15 protein-coding genes and 1 pseudogene are annotated in these 22097 nt (G+C 46.4%); 4 read left to right on the top strand and 12 right to left on the bottom strand.

The annotated features are described in order from the left end of the window. Positions 1-194 precede the first annotated feature (194 nt). Positions 195-1853 (top strand): carboxylesterase/lipase family protein, encoded by a 1659-nt coding sequence (locus DK423_RS06600; RefSeq protein ID WP_005559457.1) that lies wholly within the window; start codon positions 195-197, stop codon positions 1851-1853. 330 nt (positions 1854-2183) lie between these two features. Then, positions 2184-3283, top strand: a pseudogene (locus DK423_RS11595) (alpha/beta hydrolase). Positions 3284-3423: 140 nt separating this feature from the next. On the opposite strand, the gene DK423_RS06590 reads toward DK423_RS11595, so the two are convergent. After that, a complete protein-coding gene (locus DK423_RS06590; protein ID WP_005559465.1) occupies positions 3424-4314 on the bottom strand; it encodes a LysR family transcriptional regulator in 891 nt (296 codons plus the stop codon). A gap of 103 nt (positions 4315-4417) precedes the next feature. On the opposite strand from DK423_RS06590, the gene DK423_RS06585 reads away from it, so the two are divergent. After that, positions 4418-5482 carry an alpha/beta hydrolase gene (locus DK423_RS06585; protein ID WP_109043929.1) on the top strand — a complete coding sequence of 355 codons (1065 nt, stop codon included), beginning with the start codon at positions 4418-4420 and terminating at the stop codon, positions 5480-5482. 153 nt (positions 5483-5635) lie between these two features. On the opposite strand, the gene glmS is transcribed toward DK423_RS06585, so the two are convergent. From glmS to DK423_RS06550, 7 genes are all read right to left on the bottom strand, one after another. Further along, the gene (gene glmS, locus DK423_RS06580; protein WP_005559470.1) at positions 5636-7468 is read right to left on the bottom strand and encodes a glutamine--fructose-6-phosphate transaminase (isomerizing); all 1833 of its coding nucleotides are present in this window, start codon (positions 7466-7468) and stop codon (positions 5636-5638) included. 54 nt (positions 7469-7522) lie between these two features. Beyond that, positions 7523-8299 carry a DeoR/GlpR family DNA-binding transcription regulator gene (locus tag DK423_RS06575; RefSeq protein ID WP_032995642.1) on the bottom strand — a complete coding sequence of 259 codons (777 nt, stop codon included), beginning with the start codon at positions 8297-8299 and terminating at the stop codon, positions 7523-7525. Positions 8300-8445: 146 nt separating this feature from the next. Then, on the bottom strand, positions 8446-8718 hold the full coding sequence (locus tag DK423_RS06570) for an HU family DNA-binding protein (RefSeq protein WP_005541993.1): 273 nt from the start codon (positions 8716-8718) through the stop codon (positions 8446-8448). Between the two features lie 166 nt (positions 8719-8884). After that, positions 8885-9478 (bottom strand): YjaG family protein, encoded by a 594-nt coding sequence (locus DK423_RS06565; protein ID WP_005559474.1) that lies wholly within the window; start codon positions 9476-9478, stop codon positions 8885-8887. A 14-nt stretch (positions 9479-9492) separates the two neighbouring features. Then, positions 9493-10557: a uroporphyrinogen decarboxylase gene (gene hemE / locus DK423_RS06560; RefSeq protein WP_005559475.1), complete on the bottom strand. Its 1065-nt coding sequence runs from the start codon at positions 10555-10557 to the stop codon at positions 9493-9495. A 12-nt stretch (positions 10558-10569) separates the two neighbouring features. Next, complete coding sequence (nudC, locus tag DK423_RS06555) at positions 10570-11355, bottom strand: NAD(+) diphosphatase (protein WP_005559477.1); 786 nt, start codon at positions 11353-11355, stop codon at positions 10570-10572. Positions 11356-11492: 137 nt separating this feature from the next. Continuing rightward, positions 11493-12137, bottom strand: coding sequence for a hypothetical protein (locus DK423_RS06550; protein WP_005559480.1), 645 nt, complete (start codon positions 12135-12137; stop codon positions 11493-11495). A gap of 259 nt (positions 12138-12396) precedes the next feature. Here DK423_RS06550 and pckA point away from each other — a divergent pair, with 259 nt between their 5' ends. Next, the gene (gene pckA / locus DK423_RS06545; RefSeq protein ID WP_005559482.1) at positions 12397-14013 is read left to right on the top strand and encodes a phosphoenolpyruvate carboxykinase (ATP); all 1617 of its coding nucleotides are present in this window, start codon (positions 12397-12399) and stop codon (positions 14011-14013) included. A gap of 63 nt (positions 14014-14076) precedes the next feature. Here the strand turns inward: pckA and ppx are convergent, their stop codons facing one another. From ppx to narL, 4 genes are all read right to left on the bottom strand, one after another. After that, positions 14077-15624 (bottom strand): exopolyphosphatase, encoded by a 1548-nt coding sequence (ppx, locus tag DK423_RS06540; protein ID WP_005559484.1) that lies wholly within the window; start codon positions 15622-15624, stop codon positions 14077-14079. 2 nt (positions 15625-15626) lie between these two features. Continuing rightward, on the bottom strand, positions 15627-19508 hold the full coding sequence (gene tamB, locus DK423_RS06535) for an autotransporter assembly complex protein TamB (protein WP_109043928.1): 3882 nt from the start codon (positions 19506-19508) through the stop codon (positions 15627-15629). Between the two features lie 27 nt (positions 19509-19535). After that, on the bottom strand, positions 19536-21395 hold the full coding sequence (gene tamA, locus DK423_RS06530; RefSeq protein WP_005559488.1) for an autotransporter assembly complex protein TamA: 1860 nt from the start codon (positions 21393-21395) through the stop codon (positions 19536-19538). A gap of 66 nt (positions 21396-21461) precedes the next feature. Continuing rightward, positions 21462-22091 carry a two-component system response regulator NarL gene (gene narL, locus DK423_RS06525; protein ID WP_005559490.1) on the bottom strand — a complete coding sequence of 210 codons (630 nt, stop codon included), beginning with the start codon at positions 22089-22091 and terminating at the stop codon, positions 21462-21464. Positions 22092-22097: the final 6 nt, after the last annotated feature.

Below are 22097 nucleotides of genomic sequence, written 5' to 3'. Positions count from 1 at the left end.
CGCAAGCGGGCGAGAGGATAAAATTCAGCCCCAAAGGGGCTGAACTATGCGTAACCTAGGGTAACTTGTTACCCTAGGCATCATAAGTAATCAATTATTGAATCCCATTCACAACCCTTTCCCACTTTACCTATCTAATCAAAACAATTTTTTTATTTATAATGATCTCATTCAAACACAATGAGGAGCATCTAATGCAACGCACTTTCAAGAAAACACTATTATCCGCTTTATTGATTGGCTCAGTATTTATGAGTACAGCAAATTTCAGTTATGCCGCCAATGATACCGTGCAAGCAGGCAACGGCATTGCTGTGGTGCAAACCCAAGCGGGAGCATTACAAGGCTTTGTGCAAAATGGCGTGGCGACTTACAAAGGCGTGCCTTATGCCACGGCAGAACGTTTTATGCCACCGAAGCCCGTCGCGAATTGGCAAGGAGCGAAAATGGCATTGACTTATGGTGATGTGTGTCCGCAAGTGCCGATGGGCGGTCGTAGCTTCTTCTTTACCGGACCTGAAATGACGGAAAGCGAGCAATGTTTGAATTTAAACGTGTGGGCGCCGAAAAATGACGGCAAAAAACGGGCTGTGATGGTGTGGATTCACGGTGGCGGTTTCCAATCGGGCGCATCGAACGATTTAGATAGCTATGACGGTGCAAATCTCGCCAAAACGGGCGATGTGGTTGTGGTTTCGGTAAACCATCGCTTAAACGCTATGGGCTTTTTAGATCTCTCTGCTTACGGCGGAAAATATAAAGATTCCGGCAATGTAGGTATGCAAGATTTAGTGGCGGCATTAGAATGGGTGAAAGCGAACATCGCTCAATTCGGTGGCGATCCAAATAACGTGACCATTTTCGGTGAGTCCGGCGGTGGTGCAAAAGTGCTGACGCTGATGGCAATGCCAAGTGCGAAAGGTTTATTCCATAAAGCCGTTGTGGAAAGTGGTGCGGTGGAAAAAATGGGGATGACCTTAACCTCGCAAAAAGCCAGCCATCGCGTGGCAGAACTCACCCTTGCAAATTTAGGCGTAAAATCGACCGCACTTGAGAAGCTGAATAACTTCACGCCTGCACAAATTAACGAGGCGGCGATTAAAGCGAACCTGCAAACCGCGAAAGAACTCGGCTTAACGGATTTATACCATCGAAATACGGCGTTATCGTGGGCGCCAACCTTAGACGGCAAAGTAATTCCACAAGAACCTGTGGGTGAAAAATATCCAGAGATTGCGAAAGATATTCCGCTTTTAATCGGTTCAAACTTAACGGAATGGGAAAGTTTCCCGTTGCAATTAGATTTGGCAAATTCACAAAAAGATAACCGCTTTACGTGGACGGAAGCGCAAGTTCAGGAAAAATTAAAAGCGAAATATGGCGAGAAAAACGATGAAGTGGTGGCGGCATTCCGTGAAGCCTATCCGGACCGTATGCTTGCTGATGCCCTCTATGTGGACAGCTTCTTGCGTGCGCCTGCGTTAAAAACCGCAAGTCTCAAAGCCGATCAACAAGGTGCGCCTGTGTATAACTATTTGTTCACGTGGGATACGCCGGTGTTCAACGGCACGCCGATGAGCTACCATACCTCAATCGCCTTTGTGTTTAACAATATTCAACGCATGGCACAAACCACAGGCGGTGGCGAAGAAGCTCAAGCGTTGGCGGATAAAATGAGCCGCGCGTGGACAAACTTCGCCAAAACCGGCAACCCAAATGCCGAGGGCTTACCGCAATGGGACGCTTACACCCGCGAAAATGGCAACGTGATGATTTTCGATAATAAGCCGGAGGTGAAACAACATCATGACGCGAAATTGCAGAGATTGTTAGCGCCTGGGATGAAGTTTTAGGTATTTTTAAAGCTAAGATCATGTAGCTCATTGAGTATGAGGTTGGTTTAGATTCTGCCAAATCTCCCCTACCCCTCTTTGCTAAAGAGGGGGATTAGATCGAGCGAATATATATTTCATCTTTTATCTTCAAGAGCTTGTAGTTAATGAGCCAAATAATCTTAATCTATAAAGAAAATCCCCTCTTTAGCAAAGAGGGGTAGGGGAGATTTATTCGCTGCGCTCACACTTCGTGCCGTTGCTAAAGCAACGTTCAAACGTATGCGTTTGTGGCAGTATTGATTAACGAAGAAATTACACAATATAGCATTACTCAAAAAAGGAAAACCCATGAAAAAACTCGCAAAACTCTCCACTCTTTTCACCGCTTGTGCCTTAGCAGTACAAGCCTACGCCACGCCGCTTTCCATTGAGAAGCAAGGCTCTTTTGCCGTGGGCGGCACAGTGAAAACCGCCGAAGGCACGTATACGCCAATTCCTAAAACCATTGCCGAGCGCAAAGGCGGCTCGTTTTGGGATACTTACAACGCCGCAGTACAAGCGGGCGGTATGACCCTGCACGGCGATCACGCCAGCGTGTTCTACCAAATTCCGACAGAAGCGAAAAAAACGCCTTTGGTGTTCCTGCACGGTTATGGTCAGTCCGCGCGTGGTTGGATGACCACGCCTGATGGACGTACGGGCTTCAACGAGTTATTTTTGCAACGTAAATACCCTGTTTATCTGATCGACCAGCCTCGTCGTGGACAAGCGGGACGTAGCACGGTGGCGGAAAACATCACCGCCGCACCCGATGATCAATTTTGGTATGCGCAGTTCCGGATCGGCGTATATCCGAAGATGAACGAAGGCGTAGCGATCCTGCCGCACAAGAGCAATTTTTCCGTACGATGACACCTAACACCGGTGCGTTTGACATGGGGGTGATTACCGACAGCATGGTGAAACTGTTTGATAAAACGGGTGGCGGTGTGTTTGTGACTCACTCTGCCGGTGGTGTGATTGGCTGGACGGCCGCAATGGCGAGCGATAAAGTCGAGGGCATTGTTGCTTATGAACCCGGTGCGTTCCCGTTCCCTGAGGGCGAAGTGCCAGCAAAACTTGAAAGCAAATTTGGTGATGTTGCGCCAATGACAGTATCAATGGATCAATTCAAAAAACTGACGCAAATCCCTATCGTAATTTATTTCGGCGACTTCATCCCGGATCATTTGGACGGCACGCAAGGCGGCGAACAGTGGTTCATTCGTATGAAAATGGCGCAACAGTTTGTTGATACGGTGAACAAACACGGCGGCAAAGCGGAACTGATTCACCTGCCGAAAATCGGTATTAAAGGCAACACGCACTTTATGTTCAGCGATTTGAACAACGACAAAGTAGCGGAAGAAATGGCGCGCTGGTTGAAGGAGAAGGGGTTGGATAAGTAATCAATTCCCAATAAGCCGTAAAGCCGAGGGTAACAAGTTACCCTCAGTTAGGCATAGTTCAGCCCCTTTGGAGCTGATTCTTTTAATACCCCAACGGGGTATGGCTATGCTTAACCGTGGGTATTTATACCCACGGACAGCTACACCCTCAACGCCTCCACCACCAACTCAAACGCCCGTGAATGCCCTTGACGGTTAGGGTAGTAGAGATACAGCGGTTCGTATTCCATGGCATAGTCACTCAATAATTCCACCAATTCCCCTTTTGCAATCGCTTCTTTGACCATAATATCAGGTAGCCACGCGATGCCTAAGCCGTCTCGCGCAGCTTGTAGGCGCAGTCCGTTGTTGATGGAAAAATGCGGTTCGGGTTGAAAGGTAATACGTTCGCCATTTTGCTTAAATTCCCAGTTGGTTTCGCCATGTTGATTGGAAAACCGCATACCGATGAGGCGATGGGTTTGTAAATCGGCAATCTCTTTTATCGGCGGTTTGCCGTGCAGATAATCGGGGCTTGCCACCACAACCATTCGCACGGGATCGGAAATTTTCACCGCGATCATATCTTTATATAAGGCATAGCCCAGCCGCACGCCCATATCAAGCCCCTGTTCTACAATGTCTACCCAGCGGTTGTCTACCACTATTTCGATTTTCAATTCGGGGTAATTTTGCATCAGTGTTTTTAATTTCGGATAAAGCAGCAAATTTGCTGCCACTTCACTGGTGTTGATGCGGATGGTGCCAAGAGGGGAATGTCGCCAGTCGTCTAACTGATTTAATCCGCACACGATAGCTTGAAAGTGCGGTGTGATTTGGGCGAGTAATTTTTCCCCGGCTTCGGTGGGGGAAATGTTACGCGTGGTGCGGTTGAGCAGGCGTAACCCTAATGATTTTTCAAGGCTTTTCACGTTTTGGCTTAATGCCGATGAAGTCACACCTAATTTATTTGCCGCTTTAGCAAAAGAGCCTGCTTGCACCACTTGGATAAAATAATACAGCTCGTTGAGATTGGGAAGATTATTAAGCATTACTTTCTAATGTATTAAGGAAAGAGCGGTTTATCTTATCATAATGCCAATCTATAATGCATTACATTAAATCACGAACACCTCTCACAATAGGAACTTTACTATGAAGAAATTTTTAAAAACTCCCCTTTTAGCCACATTAATCGGTACATCATTTATAGGAGCAAACGCAATGGCAGCAGATTACAGCAAAAATCCATTTACTTTAGCTTATGACGGCGCAATCACTGAAAACGCACAAGGCAAAGTGAACATTCATCCGGTTACTTATATCAATAACGACGGTATTAAAATTTCCGCCAACGTTTACACACCGGCCAACTTTGACCTGAACAAAAAATACCCGGCAATTACCGTAGCCCACCCGAACGGCGGTGTGAAAGAACAGGTAGCAGGTTTATACGCACAAAAATTAGCGGAACAAGGCTACATTACCATCGCCGCTGATGCGGCTTACCAAGGCGCAAGTGGTGGCGAGTCACGCCAAACCGATAAACCGGCAAACCGTATTAACGACGTTCACGCGATGGTGGATTTCCTTGAAAAATACCAAGGTGTAGATACCAACCGTATCGGTGCATTAGGGATCTGTGGCGGTGGCGGCTACACTTTTGCCGCAGCACAAAGTGACAAGCGCTTACACGCAGTAGCAACCGTTAGTTTGTTCAACACAGGTGATGTGCGTCGTAACGGTTTAGGCAACAGCCAAGTTTCCACTATTCAAGAACGTTTAGCGCAAGCCGCAGCGGCTCGTACAGAAGAAGCGAAAGGCAAGGTGGAATATGCCGCCAACGCAGATATGAGCAAAATCACTGAAGCGGATATTGCAAAAATGCCGGCAGGCTTATACAAAGACGGCTTTGAATACTACGGCATCACCCACCGCCACCCGAACAGCGCTCCACGTTATACCATGGGTAGCTTGTTAGACTTAATGACATGGGACGCCACCGACCATGCCGAGTTAATCAATACACCATTATTGATTGTAGCGGGCGACAAAGCCGACACCCTTTATATGAGTGAAAAAGCCTTCGAAAAAGCAGGTTCGCAAGACAAAGAATTGGTGAAAATCCCAGGAGCGAGCCATATCGAAACCTACTGGAAACCTGAATATGTGAAACAAATCAGCGAGAAATTGACGGATTTCTTTGGGAAGAAGTTGTAATTCTTTCATTCCCTCCTCCCCCTGCAAGCAGGCGGGAGGATATGTAAAGAGCAATTATTTTCTTGATCATAAATTGCAAAATCTCCCAAAAAACAAACCGCACTTTGATTGCTGAAACCAAAGTGCGGTCGGATTTTAAAGCGTTTTTTGCGATTACTCTACGGTGACCGCTTTCGCCAGGTTACGCGGCTGATCCACATCGGTGCCTTTAATCAGCGCTATATGATACGCCAATAGCTGCATCGGCACGGTGTAATAAATCGGCGCAGTGATTTCGTTGACCGTCGGCATGGTGATGATTTTCATCCCTTCCGCTTCGGTAAAGCCCGCTTCTTTGTCGGCGAAAACATATAACTGACCGCCGCGAGCACGCACCTCTTCGATATTGGATTTGATTTTTTCCAATAATTCATTGTTTGGCGCCACCACAATAACCGGCATATCCGCGTCAATTAACGCCAATGGTCCGTGTTTCAATTCGCCGGCGGCATAGGCTTCGGCATGAATATAGGAAATTTCTTTCAGCTTCAAGGACGCTTCCATGGCAATCGGATAATATTCGCCGCGACCTAAGAATAAGGCATGGTGTTTTTCGGCGAAATCTTCTGCCAGCGCTTCAATTTGTTTATCGAAAGCCAAGGCTTTTTCAATCTCTGCCGGCAACGCTTGCAAGGCTTTGACCATTTGCTGTTCTTTCTCGGCGGAAAGCGTGTGTTTTGCTTTACCGATCGCCACCACCAACATTAACAATGACGCCAATTGCGTAGTGAAGGCTTTGGTCGAAGCTACACCGATTTCCACACCGGCGCGGGTCATGAAGGCCAAATCGGATTCACGCACCAAGGAGGAACCCGCCACGTTACAAATAGTCATTGCCGCCATGTAGCCTTTTTCTTTCGCCAAACGTAAGGCGGCTAACGTATCCGCCGTTTCACCGGATTGGGAAAGGGTAATCAACAGACTGTTCGGGCGCACCACGAATTTGCGGTAACGGAATTCGGAGGCGATTTCAATATCGCAGCTGACACCTGCTAGGCTTTCAAACCAATAACGCGCCACCATACCGGAGTTGTACGACGTACCGCAAGCAACGATTTGAACGTGTTCGACTTTTTCCAGAATTTCTTTGGCGCCGTTACCGATGGCTTCAACCACCACGTTATTGTGGGTCACACGACCTTCCATGGTGTTAATCAGGGCGGTCGGTTGTTCGTAAATCTCTTTTTGCATGAAGTGGCGGTATTTGCCTTTTTCTGCCGCATCGTTTTCTAAATTGGAATCATGCGCTTCACGTTCTACTTTGTTGCCGTCGCGATCGTAAATATCCACGGAACGACGGGTAATTTCGGCGATGTCACCTTCTTCCAGGAAAATAAAACGACGAGTAACGCTTAACAACGCAAGCTGATCGGAAGCGAGGAAGTTTTCACCGATTCCCAAGCCAATGACCAACGGGCTACCGGAGCGGGCGGCAACCAAGTGTTCCGGTTGCATACGATCCATTACCACCATGCCGTAAGCGCCGGTTAATTGTTTCACCACTTTTTGCACCGCTTCCAATAAGCTGCCTGCCGTGCGCATTTCCCATTCCACCAAGTGCGCAATCACTTCCGTGTCGGTTTGGGAGGTAAAGACATAGCCGCGTTCTTTCAATAATGTACGCAATTCTTCATAATTTTCAATAATGCCGTTATGCACCACAGCAAAATTGCCGGAAACGTGCGGATGGGCATTTTCTTCGGAAGGTTCGCCGTGGGTTGCCCAACGGGTATGCGCAATCCCGGTGCCGCCGATTAATGGTGTTTTTTCCACTGCATCATCTAACGCTTTCACTTTGCCTAAGCAGCGCACACGTTGCAATTCATGTTGCGAATTAACCACCGCCAAACCTGCCGAGTCGTAACCACGATACTCAAGACGATGTAATCCGTTAATTAAAATTTCCGCGATATCACGTTGTGCTACTGCACCGACGATTCCACACATAAGCTTTAGCTCTCCTAAATTAAATAAAAAAACGTTTGCGAAAACCACCGCACTTTAAGCGCAGATCACATCTACGCCATGGGCTGCAATACAGTTTTTGCTTTCTTCCGCCAACAAACTATCGGTAATTAACACATCAATTTGCTGCCAGCTTAATTCTACATTGGGCATTTTGCGCCCGATTTTTTGTGATTCCACCATCACAATCACTTCACGCGCTACTTCTGCCATGACACGACTTAAACCAACTAATTCGTTAAAGGTGGTCGTGCCCCGTTCAAAATCAATGCCGTCCGCACCGATAAATAACTGATCAAAGTTATAAGAACGTAACACCTGTTCCGCCACATTGCCCTGGAAAGATTCAGAACGGTTATCCCAGGTGCCTCCGGTCATTAACAGGGTCGGCTCATTTTCCAAAGAACGCAATTCATTTGCCACATACATGGAATTGGTCATCACCACCAAACCTTGCTTGTGATTCAGCTGTTTAATCAACGCTGCCGTGGTGGTACCGCTGTCGATAATAATACGATTATGATCGCGAATGCGTTCCGCCGCAACTTTCGCAATTGCCAACTTTCGTTCCGAAAGAAAATCTTCCTGCGCATCTTCCAGCAATTCCTGCGGCATTAAAATCGCACCGCCATAACGACGTAACAGGAAACCATTACTTTGCAATACCGATAAATCTTTCCGAATCGTCACTTCCGAGGTATCGAATAATTGCACCAGTTGCTCGACGCTGATTTCGCCCCGTTCCTGCAATAATTGCATGATGCCGTGGCGACGCTGTTGCGTATTACGGGTCTGAATGTTTCGCTTAGTCATTTTTAGGTCAAAATAGTTCAAATTAAATTTCGGTTCGAAAGTTTAGCGGTATTTAGGCAGTGTGTAAACGGAAGAATTTTCGGGAATAGAAAATAAAAAACCCTGTTTTGATAAACAGGGTTAAGTTCATTAAAGATAAGGGCTAATTATTTAACAGCATCTTTTAATGCTTTACCGGAAACGAATGCCGGAACTTTAGATGCAGCAATTTTGATTTCTGCGCCGGTTTGCGGATTACGACCGGTACGCGCTTTGCGTGCGTTCACTTTAAATGTACCGAAACCGATTAATTGCACCGCCTCACCTTTTTTCAAGCTGCCGGTGATAGCGTCTAAAGTTGCTTCTAAAGCCGCTTTAGCTTGTTTTTTGTTCAATTCAGCTGAGCTTGCGATAGCATCAATTAAATCTGTTTTGTTCATAGACTAGTACCTTCTATTTTTAAATAAATTTGACATTGGTGGAATAAACAACGTTTCAGATTATCTATTCAATGACCATAATCACTGGAATCAGTGCAGTGCAAAGCTTAATCTAAGTTGCACTTAAAGCAAAGCAGGAAATGTTATTTTTACAGAAAATATCGCACTATTGGTCAATTTTTACACAAATATTCGAAATTCCCACCTCGCGTAACTCATTTTTTAAATCCAGAATCAGCTCAACATCGTGCTTTTCTGTGTCTTTCAGTGCGCGATAAATCTGCCATTGCACGTCCAGTTCCTGCTGAACTTCCTCCGTTTCCTTTAATTCCGCCTCGGATAATTCACGTTCATTTTGCTCCACCAGCAAATCCGCCACCGTTTGCAACGATAATTGGCTCAATTTCACCGCTTGGGTTAGGGAATCGCCGGCGATGATGGTATGTAACACTTCCGATAACGCTTCACAGGCATCCAACGCGGGCACTACGCCGTAAAAATCATAGTCGTTCACATCGGGAATGATGTTTTCCAATTTTTCCAACTGATTTTCAAAATTAATCTTCGCGTCTTTAACGGTTAAATATTCCCACACCAAATTCAGGATATTGTGATACACCTTGGCATGTTGCGGTTGTTCGGTAATTTGGCAAAACAGCCGATAATTCGGGTACATCCGCTCGCACAGGCACGCCATGAAAGTCAGGTGTTGCCAGGTGGCTAAATTTTCTAAACGTTTATGAATAGGATTTCGTATCATATTTTCACCGCACTTTAGAGATGATAAGGCTGAGATAGTTGATGTACCGCGTCCACCAACACTTTCGGGCTTTCCACCGGTACATCCTGATGAATGCCGTGACCGAGGTTAAACACATGACCGCTGCCCGCACCAAACGCCGCCAAAATCGACCGCACTTCACCTTCAATTCGGTTTGCCGGCGCGTATAACACGCTCGGATCCAAATTGCCTTGCAACGCCACTTTATGCCCCACACGACGACGGGCTTCGGCGATGTCCACCGTCCAGTCCAGCCCCACCGCATCACAACCGGTATCGGCAATGGCTTCCAACCATAACCCGCCGCCTTTGGTGAACAGCGTTACCGGCACGCGACGCCCTTCATGTTCGCGAATTAAGCCGTCCACGATTTTGTGCATATAGTGCAGCGAAAATGTCGGATAATCACGGTGCGCCAGCACGCCGCCCCAGGTGTCAAACACCATCACCGCTTGCGCGCCCGCTTTAATTTGTGCGTTCAAATACAAAATGACGCTGTCGGCAAGTTTATCTAACAAGGCGTGCAATAAGTGCGGTTCGGCATACAACATTTTTTTAATTTTCGTGAAAGCTTTGGAAGAACCGCCCTCCACCATGTAGGTCGCCAAGGTCCACGGGCTGCCGGAGAAGCCGATTAACGGCACTTCACCTTTCAGTTCACGGCGAATGGTGCGCATGGCGTTCATCACATATTGCAGTTCCTGTTCCGGGTCAGGAACGGGTAAATTTTCCACCGCACTTTTACTGTCGATAACCCGTTCAAATTTCGGTCCTTCTCCTGCGCCGAAACTTAATCCCAGCCCCATGGCGTCAGGAATCGTTAAAATATCGGAAAATAAAATCGCCGCGTCCAAAGCATAGCGACGCAAGGGTTGTAACGTCACCTCACACGCCAAGTCCGCATTGTGGCACAGGGACATAAAATCCCCCGCCTGCGCACGAGTTGCCTTATATTCCGGCAAATAGCGCCCCGCCTGACGCATCATCCAAATCGGCGTCATATCCACCGGCTGACGTAATAACGCTTTCAAATAGCGATCATTTTTCAATATAGTCATTCCCGTTCCTTATCATGGTTTATTTTTATGCTGTTTACACAATTCAAGTGTAGTTTCAATTAATTTGCGTGCAATGGTGCCGTGTGGCGGCAGTTCGGGCAATGGTTGGTCGCAATCAAACCATTGTGCGTCATAAATTTCTTCACGCTGAATAGTAATTTCGCCGCCTTCATAATCGGCTAAAAAACCCACCATTTGCGAATTAGGAAACGCCCAGGGCTGGCTGCCAAAATAACGCAAATTTTTTACGTTAATTTGGGTTTCCTCCCAAATTTCGCGATATACCGCCTCCTCAAAGGTTTCGCCTACTTCCACAAAACCCGCCAATGTGGTGTAAATGCCGCCTTTGTGGCGTATATGATTTGCCAGCAGAATTTGTGAACCGCGTCGCACCGCAACGATAATGGAAGGGCAAATGACGGGATAGGTATGAAAACCGCAGGCACGGCATTTTACCACCCATTCCTCTTGCATTTGCTTGGTTTTTCCACCGCACTTTCCGCAAAATTGGTGGGTTTGGTAAAAATGATTTAACTCCACGCCACGGCTAAGCAAATTAAATTGCGCTTGCGGCAGCGGCAGTTGGTCGCGTAAAGAAAAATACGCGCGGTGGTCGTTCGGTTGTGTTTCCACTAAATATAGCGGCTGTCCCAGCCATTCGCCGATGCGCATGGTATGAAGCCTGACAAATCCCAGTTCGGCGGCATTGCCGAAAGGAAGATTGCCGTCAATTAAATGTATTGTTGATTCCCGAGTGAAAAGCCAAAAGCCTTTATCTTCAGGCTGAATCGCGTTCATTTTTAGCCCCTGTTTAACTGCGTGAAAAAATATGTAAATTTTTATTCACCCGATTCAAAAAACGTTGTTTTTTGTGATCGCACTTTTCAATACAAAGTCACTTTTTTATTCAGGCAGCCTTGTTTTTCGATAAAATTTTAGTCTTTCACAAACTCGCTGAAGGTGAGTTCGTACTCATCGCCGTCGCGATTGTAGGAAATAAAGCGAGGGAATTTTTCTCCCTCATATTTTTTCACCATAATGTCTTTGTCACCGGTTTTGAATTTGTAGGTGATTTCGGTCACCTCTTGTTTGTTATATTTAACCTGTTTCTTGCCGGTGTTCAGCACTACATTTTCCATTGGATAGAGTTTTTTGCCATTGGTGATTTGGAAGCTGTTCGGCAGTTTATCGTAATAACTGAGCTGGAATGCCACGGTGAATAAATCGTAGGTCGGCAAGGTTAACTCTTCGGTTTTTAAGCCGTCTTTTACTTTGCCGTATTCGATTTTACGATTGGCGATTTTGGCTTCCGCATAAGGTTTGTTGTTACGCGTGTCTTGATAACTTAACATATTGAAAAAATCACTGCTTTGCGTACCTTTGGAGGTGAATTGAATGTTGTATAAAGGCACGTTAATGTTAGCTTTAATTGTATATTCAAAGCCGTCCGATTTGAAATGTACATAAGCCGGTATTAAATAATTGGAACTGTATTTGATGTTTAAACCGGCAGGGTCTGCAGCCCACGCGGCGGGAAAGTAAAGTAAAGCGGTAAGTAAAAAAGTTTTGAGTAATTTCATGCTATTCTTTCCGGGTGGTTGGTCATTGTGTTACTTAGAACGGGCGTCAAATCATAAGTTCCCATTGAAAGTGCGGTGGTTTTTTTGTGTTATTTTTAATAGGGCAAAAATGCTTCTCAAATCGGCGGGTAAATTTACCTAAAATGCAATAAAAAATAAAGCAATGTTCAAATATTTGATCAAGCTAACAGTTTTTGGGGAGAAATTTTCATAGAATATTGTCCAATTTTTAACTTTTAACACAGTGAGGTGAAGTATTATGACAGATGTAAACAACGTAATTAGAGAGCTTGAGGCAATTGGTATTCATAATGTAAAAGAAGTGGTTTATAACCCAAGTTATGAACAACTTTTTGAAGAAGAAACCAAACCGGGCTTGGAAGGTTTCGAAAAAGGCACCGTAACCACCACCGGTGCGGTCGCTGTAGATACCGGCATTTTTACCGGACGTTCTCCTAAGGATAAATATATCGTTTTAGATGACACCACCAAAGACACCGTTTGGTGGACTTCCGACGCGGCGAAAAACGACAATAAACCGATGACGCAAGAAACTTGGGCAAGCTTGAAAGACATCGTCACCAAAGAGCTTTCCGGCAAACGCTTGTTCGTGATCGACGGTTTCTGCGGCGCCAGCGAAAAAGACCGTATTGCGGTGCGTATCGTGACTGAAGTGGCATGGCAGGCGCATTTCGTGAAAAATATGTTTATTCGTCCGACCGACGCCGAATTAAAAGATTTCAAACCAAGTTTCGTGGTGATGAACGGTTCTAAATGCACCAACCCGAACTGGAAAGCACAAGGTTTGAATTCCGAAAACTTTGTAGCGTTCAACTTAACCGAACGTATTCAATTAATCGGCGGCACCTGGTACGGCGGAGAAATGAAGAAAGGTATGTTCTCTATGATGAACTACTTCCTACCGTTGAAAGGCGTGGGCGCAATGCACTGTTCCGCTAACGTAGGCAAAGACGGTGATGTTGCCGTGTTCTTCGGCTTGTCCGGTACCGGTAAAACCACCCTTTCTACCGATCCGAAACGTGAGCTAATCGGTGACGATGAACACGGTTGGGATGATGTGGGTATCTTCAACTTTGAAGGGGGTTGCTATGCGAAAACTATTCATCTTTCCGAAGAAAACGAACCGGATATTTATCGCGCAATCCGCCGTGACGCTTTATTAGAAAACGTGGTGGTTCGCGCAGACGGTTCCGTGGATTTCGACGACGGTTCCAAAACCGAAAACACCCGTGTTTCCTATCCGATTTATCACATCGATAACATCGTTAAACCGGTTTCCCGTGCAGGTCACGCCACTAAAGTGATTTTCTTAACCGCTGACGCTTTCGGCGTGTTGCCGCCGGTTTCTAAATTGACACCGGAACAAACCAAATACTACTTCTTATCCGGTTTCACCGCGAAATTAGCCGGTACCGAACGTGGTATTACCGAACCGACTCCAACTTTCTCCGCCTGTTTCGGTGCGGCGTTCTTAACCCTCCACCCAACCCAATATGCGGAAGTGTTGGTGAAACGTATGCAAGCAGCAGGTGCGGAAGCCTATTTGGTGAACACCGGTTGGAACGGCACAGGCAAACGTATCTCCATTAAAGATACGCGCGGTATTATCGATGCCATCTTAGACGGTTCTATCGAAAAAGCGCAAATGAGCGAATTACCAATCTTCAACTTGGCAATTCCTAACGCGTTACCGGGCGTTGACCCGGCTATCTTAGATCCGCGTGATACTTATGCCGATAAAGCACAATGGGAAGTCAAAGCGAAAGATCTTGCCGGTCGTTTTGTGAAGAACTTCGAAAAATACGCCACCAATGCAGAAGGCAAAGCCTTAATTTCTGCCGGTCCTAAAGCGTAATCGGCTTATATAACAAAAATCCCCGTTATATGATGTAACGGGGATTTTTTATTTATCACGAAATCAACGTGCCGACAGGCTTAATTCCAGGGTTTGTAAAAAACGATTTTCCAGCGCCAAATCATTTTTCAGTAACGGGTTATGGGTTAAATAATCTGCCTCAAATTCCAACTGCCAATTGCTAAAAGTGCGGTCGTTTTTCAAGATGATTTTTTCGGTCTTCTCGGTGGCTTGACGAGAGCGATTAATAATCGCCGCCAAACGTAAAATACGGATGAGGGCTAAAACGTCTTTTTCGTTATAGCGGGAAAACTTGAACATATCCGGCAGTTTAAAGTTACCGATATGATAGCGTACCAAGGTGGAAAGCAGACGATGCTGCTCGTTGTCAAAACCGGGCAGTTCCGTGTTGTATAAAATATACGCGGAATGTTTCTGCATGGCTTTATGGTTAATCACAATGCCCACTTCATGCAAACGCGCCGCCCAAAAAAGCACATCCTGCATTTCCGGAATCAGTTCGGCATTTTGCCAGGCATTATATTGGTTAAATAATAAAGCCGCGCTTTGATACACCCGCTCCGCCTGTGCCTGATCGATATTAAATTGTTCCGCCAGACCCAGTGCGGTGCGCTCCCGAATATTGTTGACCTGAAAATTTTGCTCCAGGCTATACATCACGCCTTCGCGCAATGCACCGTCGGAATATCGCATTTTTTCAATGTGAAAATTTTCAAAAACCGCACTTAAAATCGCTAATCCCGGCACAAACACATCGGCGCGATCAGGATTTAAACCATTAAATTTCAGCTGATTAAAATGGGAATATTGTAAGGTTTGTTCAATCAATTGGTCTAAGCGGGGTGCCGTGATGGTACCGTTGGGATCGATATTTTCGCAAATTACTTGATGCACGGTTTTGATCGTCCCCGATGAACCCAGCACCGATTGCCAGCCCAGGTTACGATATTCCCAGGCGAGATCTTCAATTTTATTCAATGCGCTTTGTTTTGCCTGCCGAAAATTTTCTGCGCTGATTTCGCCGTTCGGAAAGAATTTTTTCGCAAAACTGACGCAGCCTACGTGACGGCTTTCGTAAATTAACGGCGTGAAGTTATCGCCGATAATCATCTCTGTTGAGCCACCGCCAATATCAATAACGAATTTACGTCCGGTTTCCGGTTGGGTGTGGCAAACGCCGGCGTAGATGGTTTTGGCTTCGGTTTTGCCGCTGATAATATTAATTTGATAAGGAAACACGTTGGCAGCTTGACGTAAAAACACGTCGTTATTCAATGCGCGTCGTAGAGTGTAAGTGCCGACAACGCTCACGTTTTCGGTAGAAAACCCCTGCAAGCGTTCGGCAAATAACGCCAGACAATTTACCCCACGTTCAATTGCCGCCCGGCTTAACACTTGGTTTTCATCCAAACCTTCCGCAAGCTGGACTTTTTGTTTCAGGCGGGATAGCACCTGTAACGTGCCGTTGACGATACGGGCGATGATCATGTGAAAGCTGTTGGAACCCAAGTCGATCGCGGCGATTTCACGCACTTCGCCACGTCGGGCGTAGAGTTCGTTCGCTTTCTTGAGTAAATTTTCGTTATTCATAATTAAAATTCAAATTGATAGAGTAAATCAAAGGCTTGATTAACACCCGAGACGGATTGAACATAAAGTTGCGGCAATAGCCGATAACGCAGAGTTACTTCGGCTAAACCGTCAAATAACCCAACGCCGTATTTTACCTGTAAGCGTGGTGTAATGGTACCGCTGACCACTACTTTAGATCTGTCTCCCACCCCGGCGGTACTCAGGTTCAGATCTTTGATACCAAAGGCTTTGCCGATTCCTCCGACCACATTACCACTTTTGGCGAGCCCCATGCCGAGCAAAGCGGCGCCTACAGAACCGCTGGAAGCAGTATCGCCGCTGTTTTCTAAGGAACGACCGGTTAAAATGTAAGATAGCGCTTGATCCTGCGGCATTCCCGGTTCGGAGAAAATGGTTACACTGGGTGCGGTCGCTATACCGTTCACTTTCACACCGGCAGTAACGCTTGCATCTTCCATGGCTTCCGGATTGCGAATCGCTTCAATATTCAGCATCGGTTGCGACGGTTGACCGACAAAACTGATGAGTCCCTTACGGATAATCAAATCCTGTCCGAAAGAAGCGTAGCGACCGTTTTTCAGATTGACCTCGCCGTAAAGCCCCAAATTACCTTTTTCCTGTTTCACCGAGAGCAACCCATGGAGATGGGTTTTCAAACCGTAGGCATTTAAACTGACATCGTCGCCGATATTGATTCTTAAATCAGAACGAATTGCCATGCCGCTTTGGGTTTCGCTCGGCAAGGCTTTCGGCAGAGTACTCTTCTTATTGCCATTTAAAATCACTTCATCAGAGCTGACCGCCACCGCACTGTCCGGCAGGTTTTCAATGGCAATGCGCGCCCAGGGAATATCAATATTGCCGGAAAGTTCCAACAGCTTTGGTGTTGCACTGATGTCGATATTCGGGCTGATTCTCAGTCTTGCTATAGACGGAATATCCACTTTAAATTTATCCGCCTCAGCGTGTAAATGGGTGCGCCAGTCATTCACATTTTTCCAATTTGCCTCACCGCTCAGGTTTAAACGGCTATCGGCGGTTTGTACATACCCTTGCAGGGTGGAACCGGTGCCGGCAAAACGCAACGTCAGCTCGCTTTCGGTAATGTCAAAAGGCAATGAGCGTATTTTGGCGGTGAGTTTGTTTAGATTAACATCGCCGTTGAGGGTCGGCGCGGTTAAACTGCCGCCAAGGGTGAGATTGGTTCTCAGTGCGCCATTAACCTGATCATCACGGTTAAGCAGTTGGTTCGCCAAATTCAGATTCAGGTTTTGAATGCTGAATGTGCCGCCCAGGTTACGGGCATTGGCAATATCCGAGAGTTTCAGATCGGCGCCGATTCGCCCTTGATCCTGAAGATGAATCTCGGATTTCAGCGCCAGGTTATTGTTGGCTAAATTGGCGTTTAAACCGATTTGCGGCATTGTCAGGCGGAAGGTTTTACGATCCACTTTTTGCGTCAGCGACACATGATTGCCGTTAAGTTGTAACTCCGCCTGTAACGGCTTATCGGTAAACCAAGCCACTTTGCCCTGACTGTTTAGCTGACCGCTGAGCAGTTCCTGTTCAAGCAGTTTATTGATGAAAGCCAGGTCAAAGCGCTTAATGTCAAACGGTACTTCACCGTTTACACCGACTTTAAAGTTTTGCGGGAAACATAAATCCGCGTGGCTGTGTATCCAGCAGTGCGCGGAAATAGTGGCTTCGGTGTTTTTATTGTCGTAAGTGACGGCAACATTTTGGTTGGTTTGTAGGTTGCCAAAGTCCGATTTAATCATCATTTGGCTTAACGTGCCTTTCCATTGCTGTAAAGTGCGGTCGAAATTTCCGGTGAAATTTACGTTAGCCGCCACCGGATTGCTGTCCGATTGTAGCTGCACACTGTGTTTCTGTTCGTCGCCGTTTGCTGTTAATTTGAGCTGATTTACTTTGATGTCGTTGTAATTAAAGCCGTTTAAATTCACCTCCAGCTGACCGCTAATTTGTTCCGCGCTGTTGATTTCACCTTTAATCAGAGCTTGGTTCAGGTGCATTTGTTGGAACGCAAAGCGGCTTGCGGTTAAATCCGCATGAATACTCGGTCGGGTGAGGCTGCCGTTTAATTTTACGTTGCCTTTTAAACCCGCCGATAAATCCGCCCACAAGCCTTGTAAATTCGGTGCGTTAATATTCAGGTTAAAATCCGATGTGTCGCCGAGATAGCCTTGCGCCTCAATTTTATTGTCGCCATAAGTGAGCAATAACTGCGGGATATTGAGCAGCTGCTGATCGCCGGCGGTGAAATTGCCTTTCAGGTTCAGCGGGCGTTGGGACAGCGTTCCTTGAATGTCCAATTCCGGCACGGCAACCTGCCAACCGCTTTGATTGGCTTTGCCCTGCGAGCTTAATTTGCCCGATAACCGGGCGGGGAAGACGGATAAGTATTTGCCTACGTTGATTTTCGCCAGTTGCAAATGGCTGTCCCAGGCGATGCCGTCACGCCAGTTCAAATTGCCTTGCAGTTCCGCCGAACCGTTTAAAGCTTTCAGCAGCAGACGGTTGATTTCTACATTGGATAAATGACCAACCGCCTGTAATTCAAAGGTGCTGGCGGGAATACCCATACCGCTGACCGCACTTTTTAAGTTCACTTGTGCCGCCAGTAAATCTCCTTCAACATCCAACACCAGATCGTTAATTTTCAACGGATCTTTATCGTTAAACGGGTATTGTGCTTTGTCGGCAGTAAAGTGCAGCGTTAACGGCAGTTTCGGCGCATTCAATTGTGCCTGCGCTTCCAGTGTCGCTTCTAACGCACCTTGGGTTTGCAGGGAAAGTGCGGTCTGTTTTTTCAGCGATCCTGAAAGCGTTAGATCGATTTTGCTTGCAGGGAACAACATGTCATTATTGTGTTTGAAGGTGTTGAAATCCCCCCGTAATGCCAATTGCAGCGGAAAATCGTCGTTCAATTGCATTTGCCCGTTTGTCGTTAAGTCACCGAGGGTGCTTTTCACGTTAAATTTTTGTAACTGCACCGCATAATCCGTCGCGTCGGCTTGCAGTTCGACGGAAGAAACCAAAATGTCCTGTAGAGTTTCCTGTTTATCGTTAATGAGTTGATATTGCCAATTTTTCCCGCTAATGCCTTGAACGTGCATATCAAAAGGCAAGTCGATTTTTGGTAAATCGGCAAGTAACGGACGGCTAAGATCCTGTTCCAGTTTTTCCCAGTTAATCGGCGTGCCTGGTGTGGTCTTTGCCGGTTTAACCTCGGCTTTCTGTGACGTGTTTTCAGTGAGCTGTTGAACAAAACGAAAATCGTCGATTTGGGTTGGGGAGAGGGTGAGCCCCGTTTCATTATTTAAGCCGGCGGCGGTGTGAAATGTCGCCAAGTGCATTTGGTTTTTGTCAATCAGCAGGCTCAATTCTTTCACGGCAAGCTGACTAACCTGTACGGAAACAGGGAGGGAAATGCGCTTCATCGGCGCGCTTTTTTTGGGCTTTTGTTCCGACGGCGGCAAGAGGGCGGTATCAATTTGAATGCCGGGTTGTTGCAGGCTGATGTCATCAACGCAAACCTTCAATTGCCACAAACAGCTTAATTGTATTTGCAGGCGGGCTTGGTTTACCCGGACGCCGATGCCTTGCGTTTGGAAACGCACATCGGTTAGCACCAAACCTTCACTTAAATTGCCTTCTATCCGTTCAATGGAAAGGGCATTTGTGAAATCATCCGCCCATTGAATCAGTTTATGCTGCCCGCTTTCTGTGGCAAGCATACCCAACAGGGCAAAAACAGGAAAAAAAACGACCGCACTTATGGCGCAGAGAAGGCGGCGCCATTTGTTTTTTTTCTTTTTCGGTGCAGGCGTTTGCGGTGCTTGTTCCGTGTGTTCTGTCATTTTATTATCCGTTCTTGTTGATGGGGGTTATAGCTCGGAACCCAACCCGATATAAAATTGAATATTTTTACTGTTGTCTTTATCGCGCACCGGCGTGGCAATATCAAATTTAATCGCGCCCACCGGCGATGCCCAACGCACACCAACGCCCGTGCCGTAACGCAATTCGTTCATATCAAACGAATTTGCCGCGAACCCGCTGTCCACGAAGGTGGCGAGCCACCAATCCGGATAAACCTGATATTGATATTCGATGGAACCGGTAAGTAAGCGCGAACCGCCGATGAGTTTGCCATTGCGATCTTTCGGTGAGATTTTTTTATAGCCGTAACCGCGTACGCTACGATCGCCACCGGCGAAGAAACGTAAAGAAGGCGGAATGCGGTGAATGCTGGCAGTATTTAACACGCCGGCTTCTAAGCGCGTAAGAAAACGGTGATTTTGTGCGTAGGTTCGAATCCATGCGGTGGATGCCTGAATTTTCCAAAAATCCACGTCGGATAGCCAAAACTTACGCCCGAAATCAAAAGTGATACGTTGCGAATCACCCCAGTCGGGAAACGCGCCGCCGCGTAAACGGGTGCGGGTGAGGGAGGTCGTTGGGTAGATGAGCAAGGTTTTATCGCTGATTTCCGCTTGGGTAAAGGAATCATGACGCACCCGTAACCCCAGTGAATATTGCCAGCCCGTCGGATGATTCCAGTAACGCAAGGCGGCAAGGGTAGAGGCGGTGGTTTTGGTGTCGTTTGTATTTTCATTTTCGAAACCGGCGGAATATTCGTAGTAATAATTCAGCGGATTTTTCAATAAAGGGTGTTTGTACGTGAGTTCCAACGTCTGTTTCGGTGAAGAAATATACATATTGCTTCTTACGCTATGTCCGCGATCGTTAATCCAAGGCTTGGTCCAGCTCCATTGCAGGCGAGGGCCCACATCGGTGGAATAACCGATACCCACGCTCATGATGTTTTTCTTGCGCGGATAAAGCAACACGTCCAGATCGACCAATTTATGTTCATCATCCAAATGTGGTTGTAACAGCACCGAGCTAAACCAGTTGGTGGAAGAATAATGGTTGGTCAGGGTGGAAAGATCGCTGAGTAAATAGTCTTCACCGGGCTGAATATTCAGCATATTACGCAAATAATCTTCGCGAACTTGCGCGTGTTGGAAATTGATTTTGCCGTAGTGATAACGGGCTTTTGAATTAAAGTGAAGTTTCCACCACGCTTGATAAGTGGAAGGCATCACTTCTAAGCGTGAGGTTTCAAACCCCGCGTCGAAATAGCCACGGGTTAAGGCGAGTTGTTGCAACGAACTTTTGTAATCGTCGTAGGTTTCATGATTCAGCACCGTGCCCGGTTTCGGCACTTTTCTTTCCAGCTTGGCAAATTCAGGATCTTCTTCCGCCTGTCCGCTGATAACCACGTCGGTGGCGGTGATTTTCACCGGATTGCCGACGGTGACATGAGCGATTAATAAGGGTTTATTGGATTTAGCGCGATTTTTGAGTTCAAAACTGATCGCACTTTCATAATAACCGAAAGCGCGCAAGCCTTTATCCACCGCCTGACGAACGGATTCCTGATAACGATCGGAACCGTCCATGTCGTCTTTTTCTATGGCATTGGTGTAAATTCGTACGTTTTCATTTAACTTTTCATTTTTGATGCCGGTGATTTGCAAGTCAACAAGATGCTCCGCCCATACCGACGGATGCCAAAAAAAACAAAAAACGAAAATTGTTTTGGCTGTCCAATGTGTTATCCGATTGTCCGATTGCTTCATATTTACCTCAAAATCAAACGTCAGTAGTGTACCCGTTAGGCTAAAGCCCTGCAATGCAAAGTGCGGTGGATTTTCAAAATATTTCCTGAGGTCGGTCAAGGGCTTTCCATAAAAATAGCCGACAATCACGCCGGCTATTTGGAAGGGGGGATTCAATAAACGGACTTAACCATTTTTATGTTCAAAATACAATACGGTTGCGGCAACTCGGGAATGTACATTGAGCTTGCGTAATAAATTACGAATATGCACTTTGACGGTTTCTTCCGAAATGAATAATTGCCCTGCAATTTGCTTGTTGGAAAGCCCGGTGGCGATTAAACGCAGCACGTCCATTTCGCGATCAGTGAGGGAATAAATGGGTTCTTGAGAAGATTGACGTTCCAGCAGTAAATTTTTGATGGAATCGCTTAAAATCACTTCCCCTTGGGCGATTTGTTTCAGCTGAGAAAGCAAAGTATCGGGTTCGGTGTCTTTCAATAAATAACCGTCTGCGCCGGCGTCAATTAACGTGAAAATATCATTTTTCGCGTCGGACACCGTGAGAATTACGATTCGCGCATCCACACCCTCCGCTCTTAATGCTTTGAGCGTATCCAACCCTGAAAGCCCCTTCATGTTCAGATCTAAAATAATCAAATCGGGTGAGGTTTGTAATGCTAGATTAATGCCTTCGGTGCCGTTCCCTGCGCCGCCGACAACTTCAAAACCCTCTTCCAATTCAACGAGTTGTTTGATTCCACGACGCATTAACGGATGGTCATCAATAATTAATACTTTTAATTTATCAGTCATATAAAA

The sequence above is a fragment of the Aggregatibacter actinomycetemcomitans genome (genome assembly GCF_003130205.1).
In the GTDB taxonomy this organism is placed as follows: domain Bacteria; phylum Pseudomonadota; class Gammaproteobacteria; order Enterobacterales; family Pasteurellaceae; genus Aggregatibacter; species Aggregatibacter actinomycetemcomitans_A.
The sequence above is the reverse complement of the archived record's forward strand: the minus strand, read 5'-3'. Positions and strand labels throughout refer to the sequence as shown.

Excerpts from the sequence above, each read along its gene's own strand:
- DK423_RS06600 (WP_005559457.1), top strand. The coding sequence starts at position 195 with ATGCAACGCACTTTCAAGAAAACACTATTATCCGCTTTATTGATTGGC.
- DK423_RS06590 (WP_005559465.1), bottom strand. The coding sequence starts at position 4,314 with ATGCTTAATAATCTTCCCAATCTCAACGAGCTGTATTATTTTATCCAA.
- DK423_RS06585 (WP_109043929.1), top strand. The coding sequence starts at position 4,418 with ATGAAGAAATTTTTAAAAACTCCCCTTTTAGCCACATTAATCGGTACA.
- glmS (WP_005559470.1), bottom strand. The coding sequence starts at position 7,468 with ATGTGTGGAATCGTCGGTGCAGTAGCACAACGTGATATCGCGGAAATT.
- DK423_RS06575 (WP_032995642.1), bottom strand. The coding sequence starts at position 8,299 with ATGACTAAGCGAAACATTCAGACCCGTAATACGCAACAGCGTCGCCAC.
- DK423_RS06570 (WP_005541993.1), bottom strand. The coding sequence starts at position 8,718 with ATGAACAAAACAGATTTAATTGATGCTATCGCAAGCTCAGCTGAATTG.
- DK423_RS06565 (WP_005559474.1), bottom strand. The coding sequence starts at position 9,478 with ATGATACGAAATCCTATTCATAAACGTTTAGAAAATTTAGCCACCTGG.
- hemE (WP_005559475.1), bottom strand. The coding sequence starts at position 10,557 with ATGACTATATTGAAAAATGATCGCTATTTGAAAGCGTTATTACGTCAG.
- nudC (WP_005559477.1), bottom strand. The coding sequence starts at position 11,355 with ATGAACGCGATTCAGCCTGAAGATAAAGGCTTTTGGCTTTTCACTCGG.
- DK423_RS06550 (WP_005559480.1), bottom strand. The coding sequence starts at position 12,137 with ATGAAATTACTCAAAACTTTTTTACTTACCGCTTTACTTTACTTTCCC.
- pckA (WP_005559482.1), top strand. The coding sequence starts at position 12,397 with ATGACAGATGTAAACAACGTAATTAGAGAGCTTGAGGCAATTGGTATT.
- ppx (WP_005559484.1), bottom strand. The coding sequence starts at position 15,624 with ATGAATAACGAAAATTTACTCAAGAAAGCGAACGAACTCTACGCCCGA.
- tamB (WP_109043928.1), bottom strand. The coding sequence starts at position 19,508 with ATGACAGAACACACGGAACAAGCACCGCAAACGCCTGCACCGAAAAAG.
- narL (WP_005559490.1), bottom strand. The coding sequence starts at position 22,091 with ATGACTGATAAATTAAAAGTATTAATTATTGATGACCATCCGTTAATG.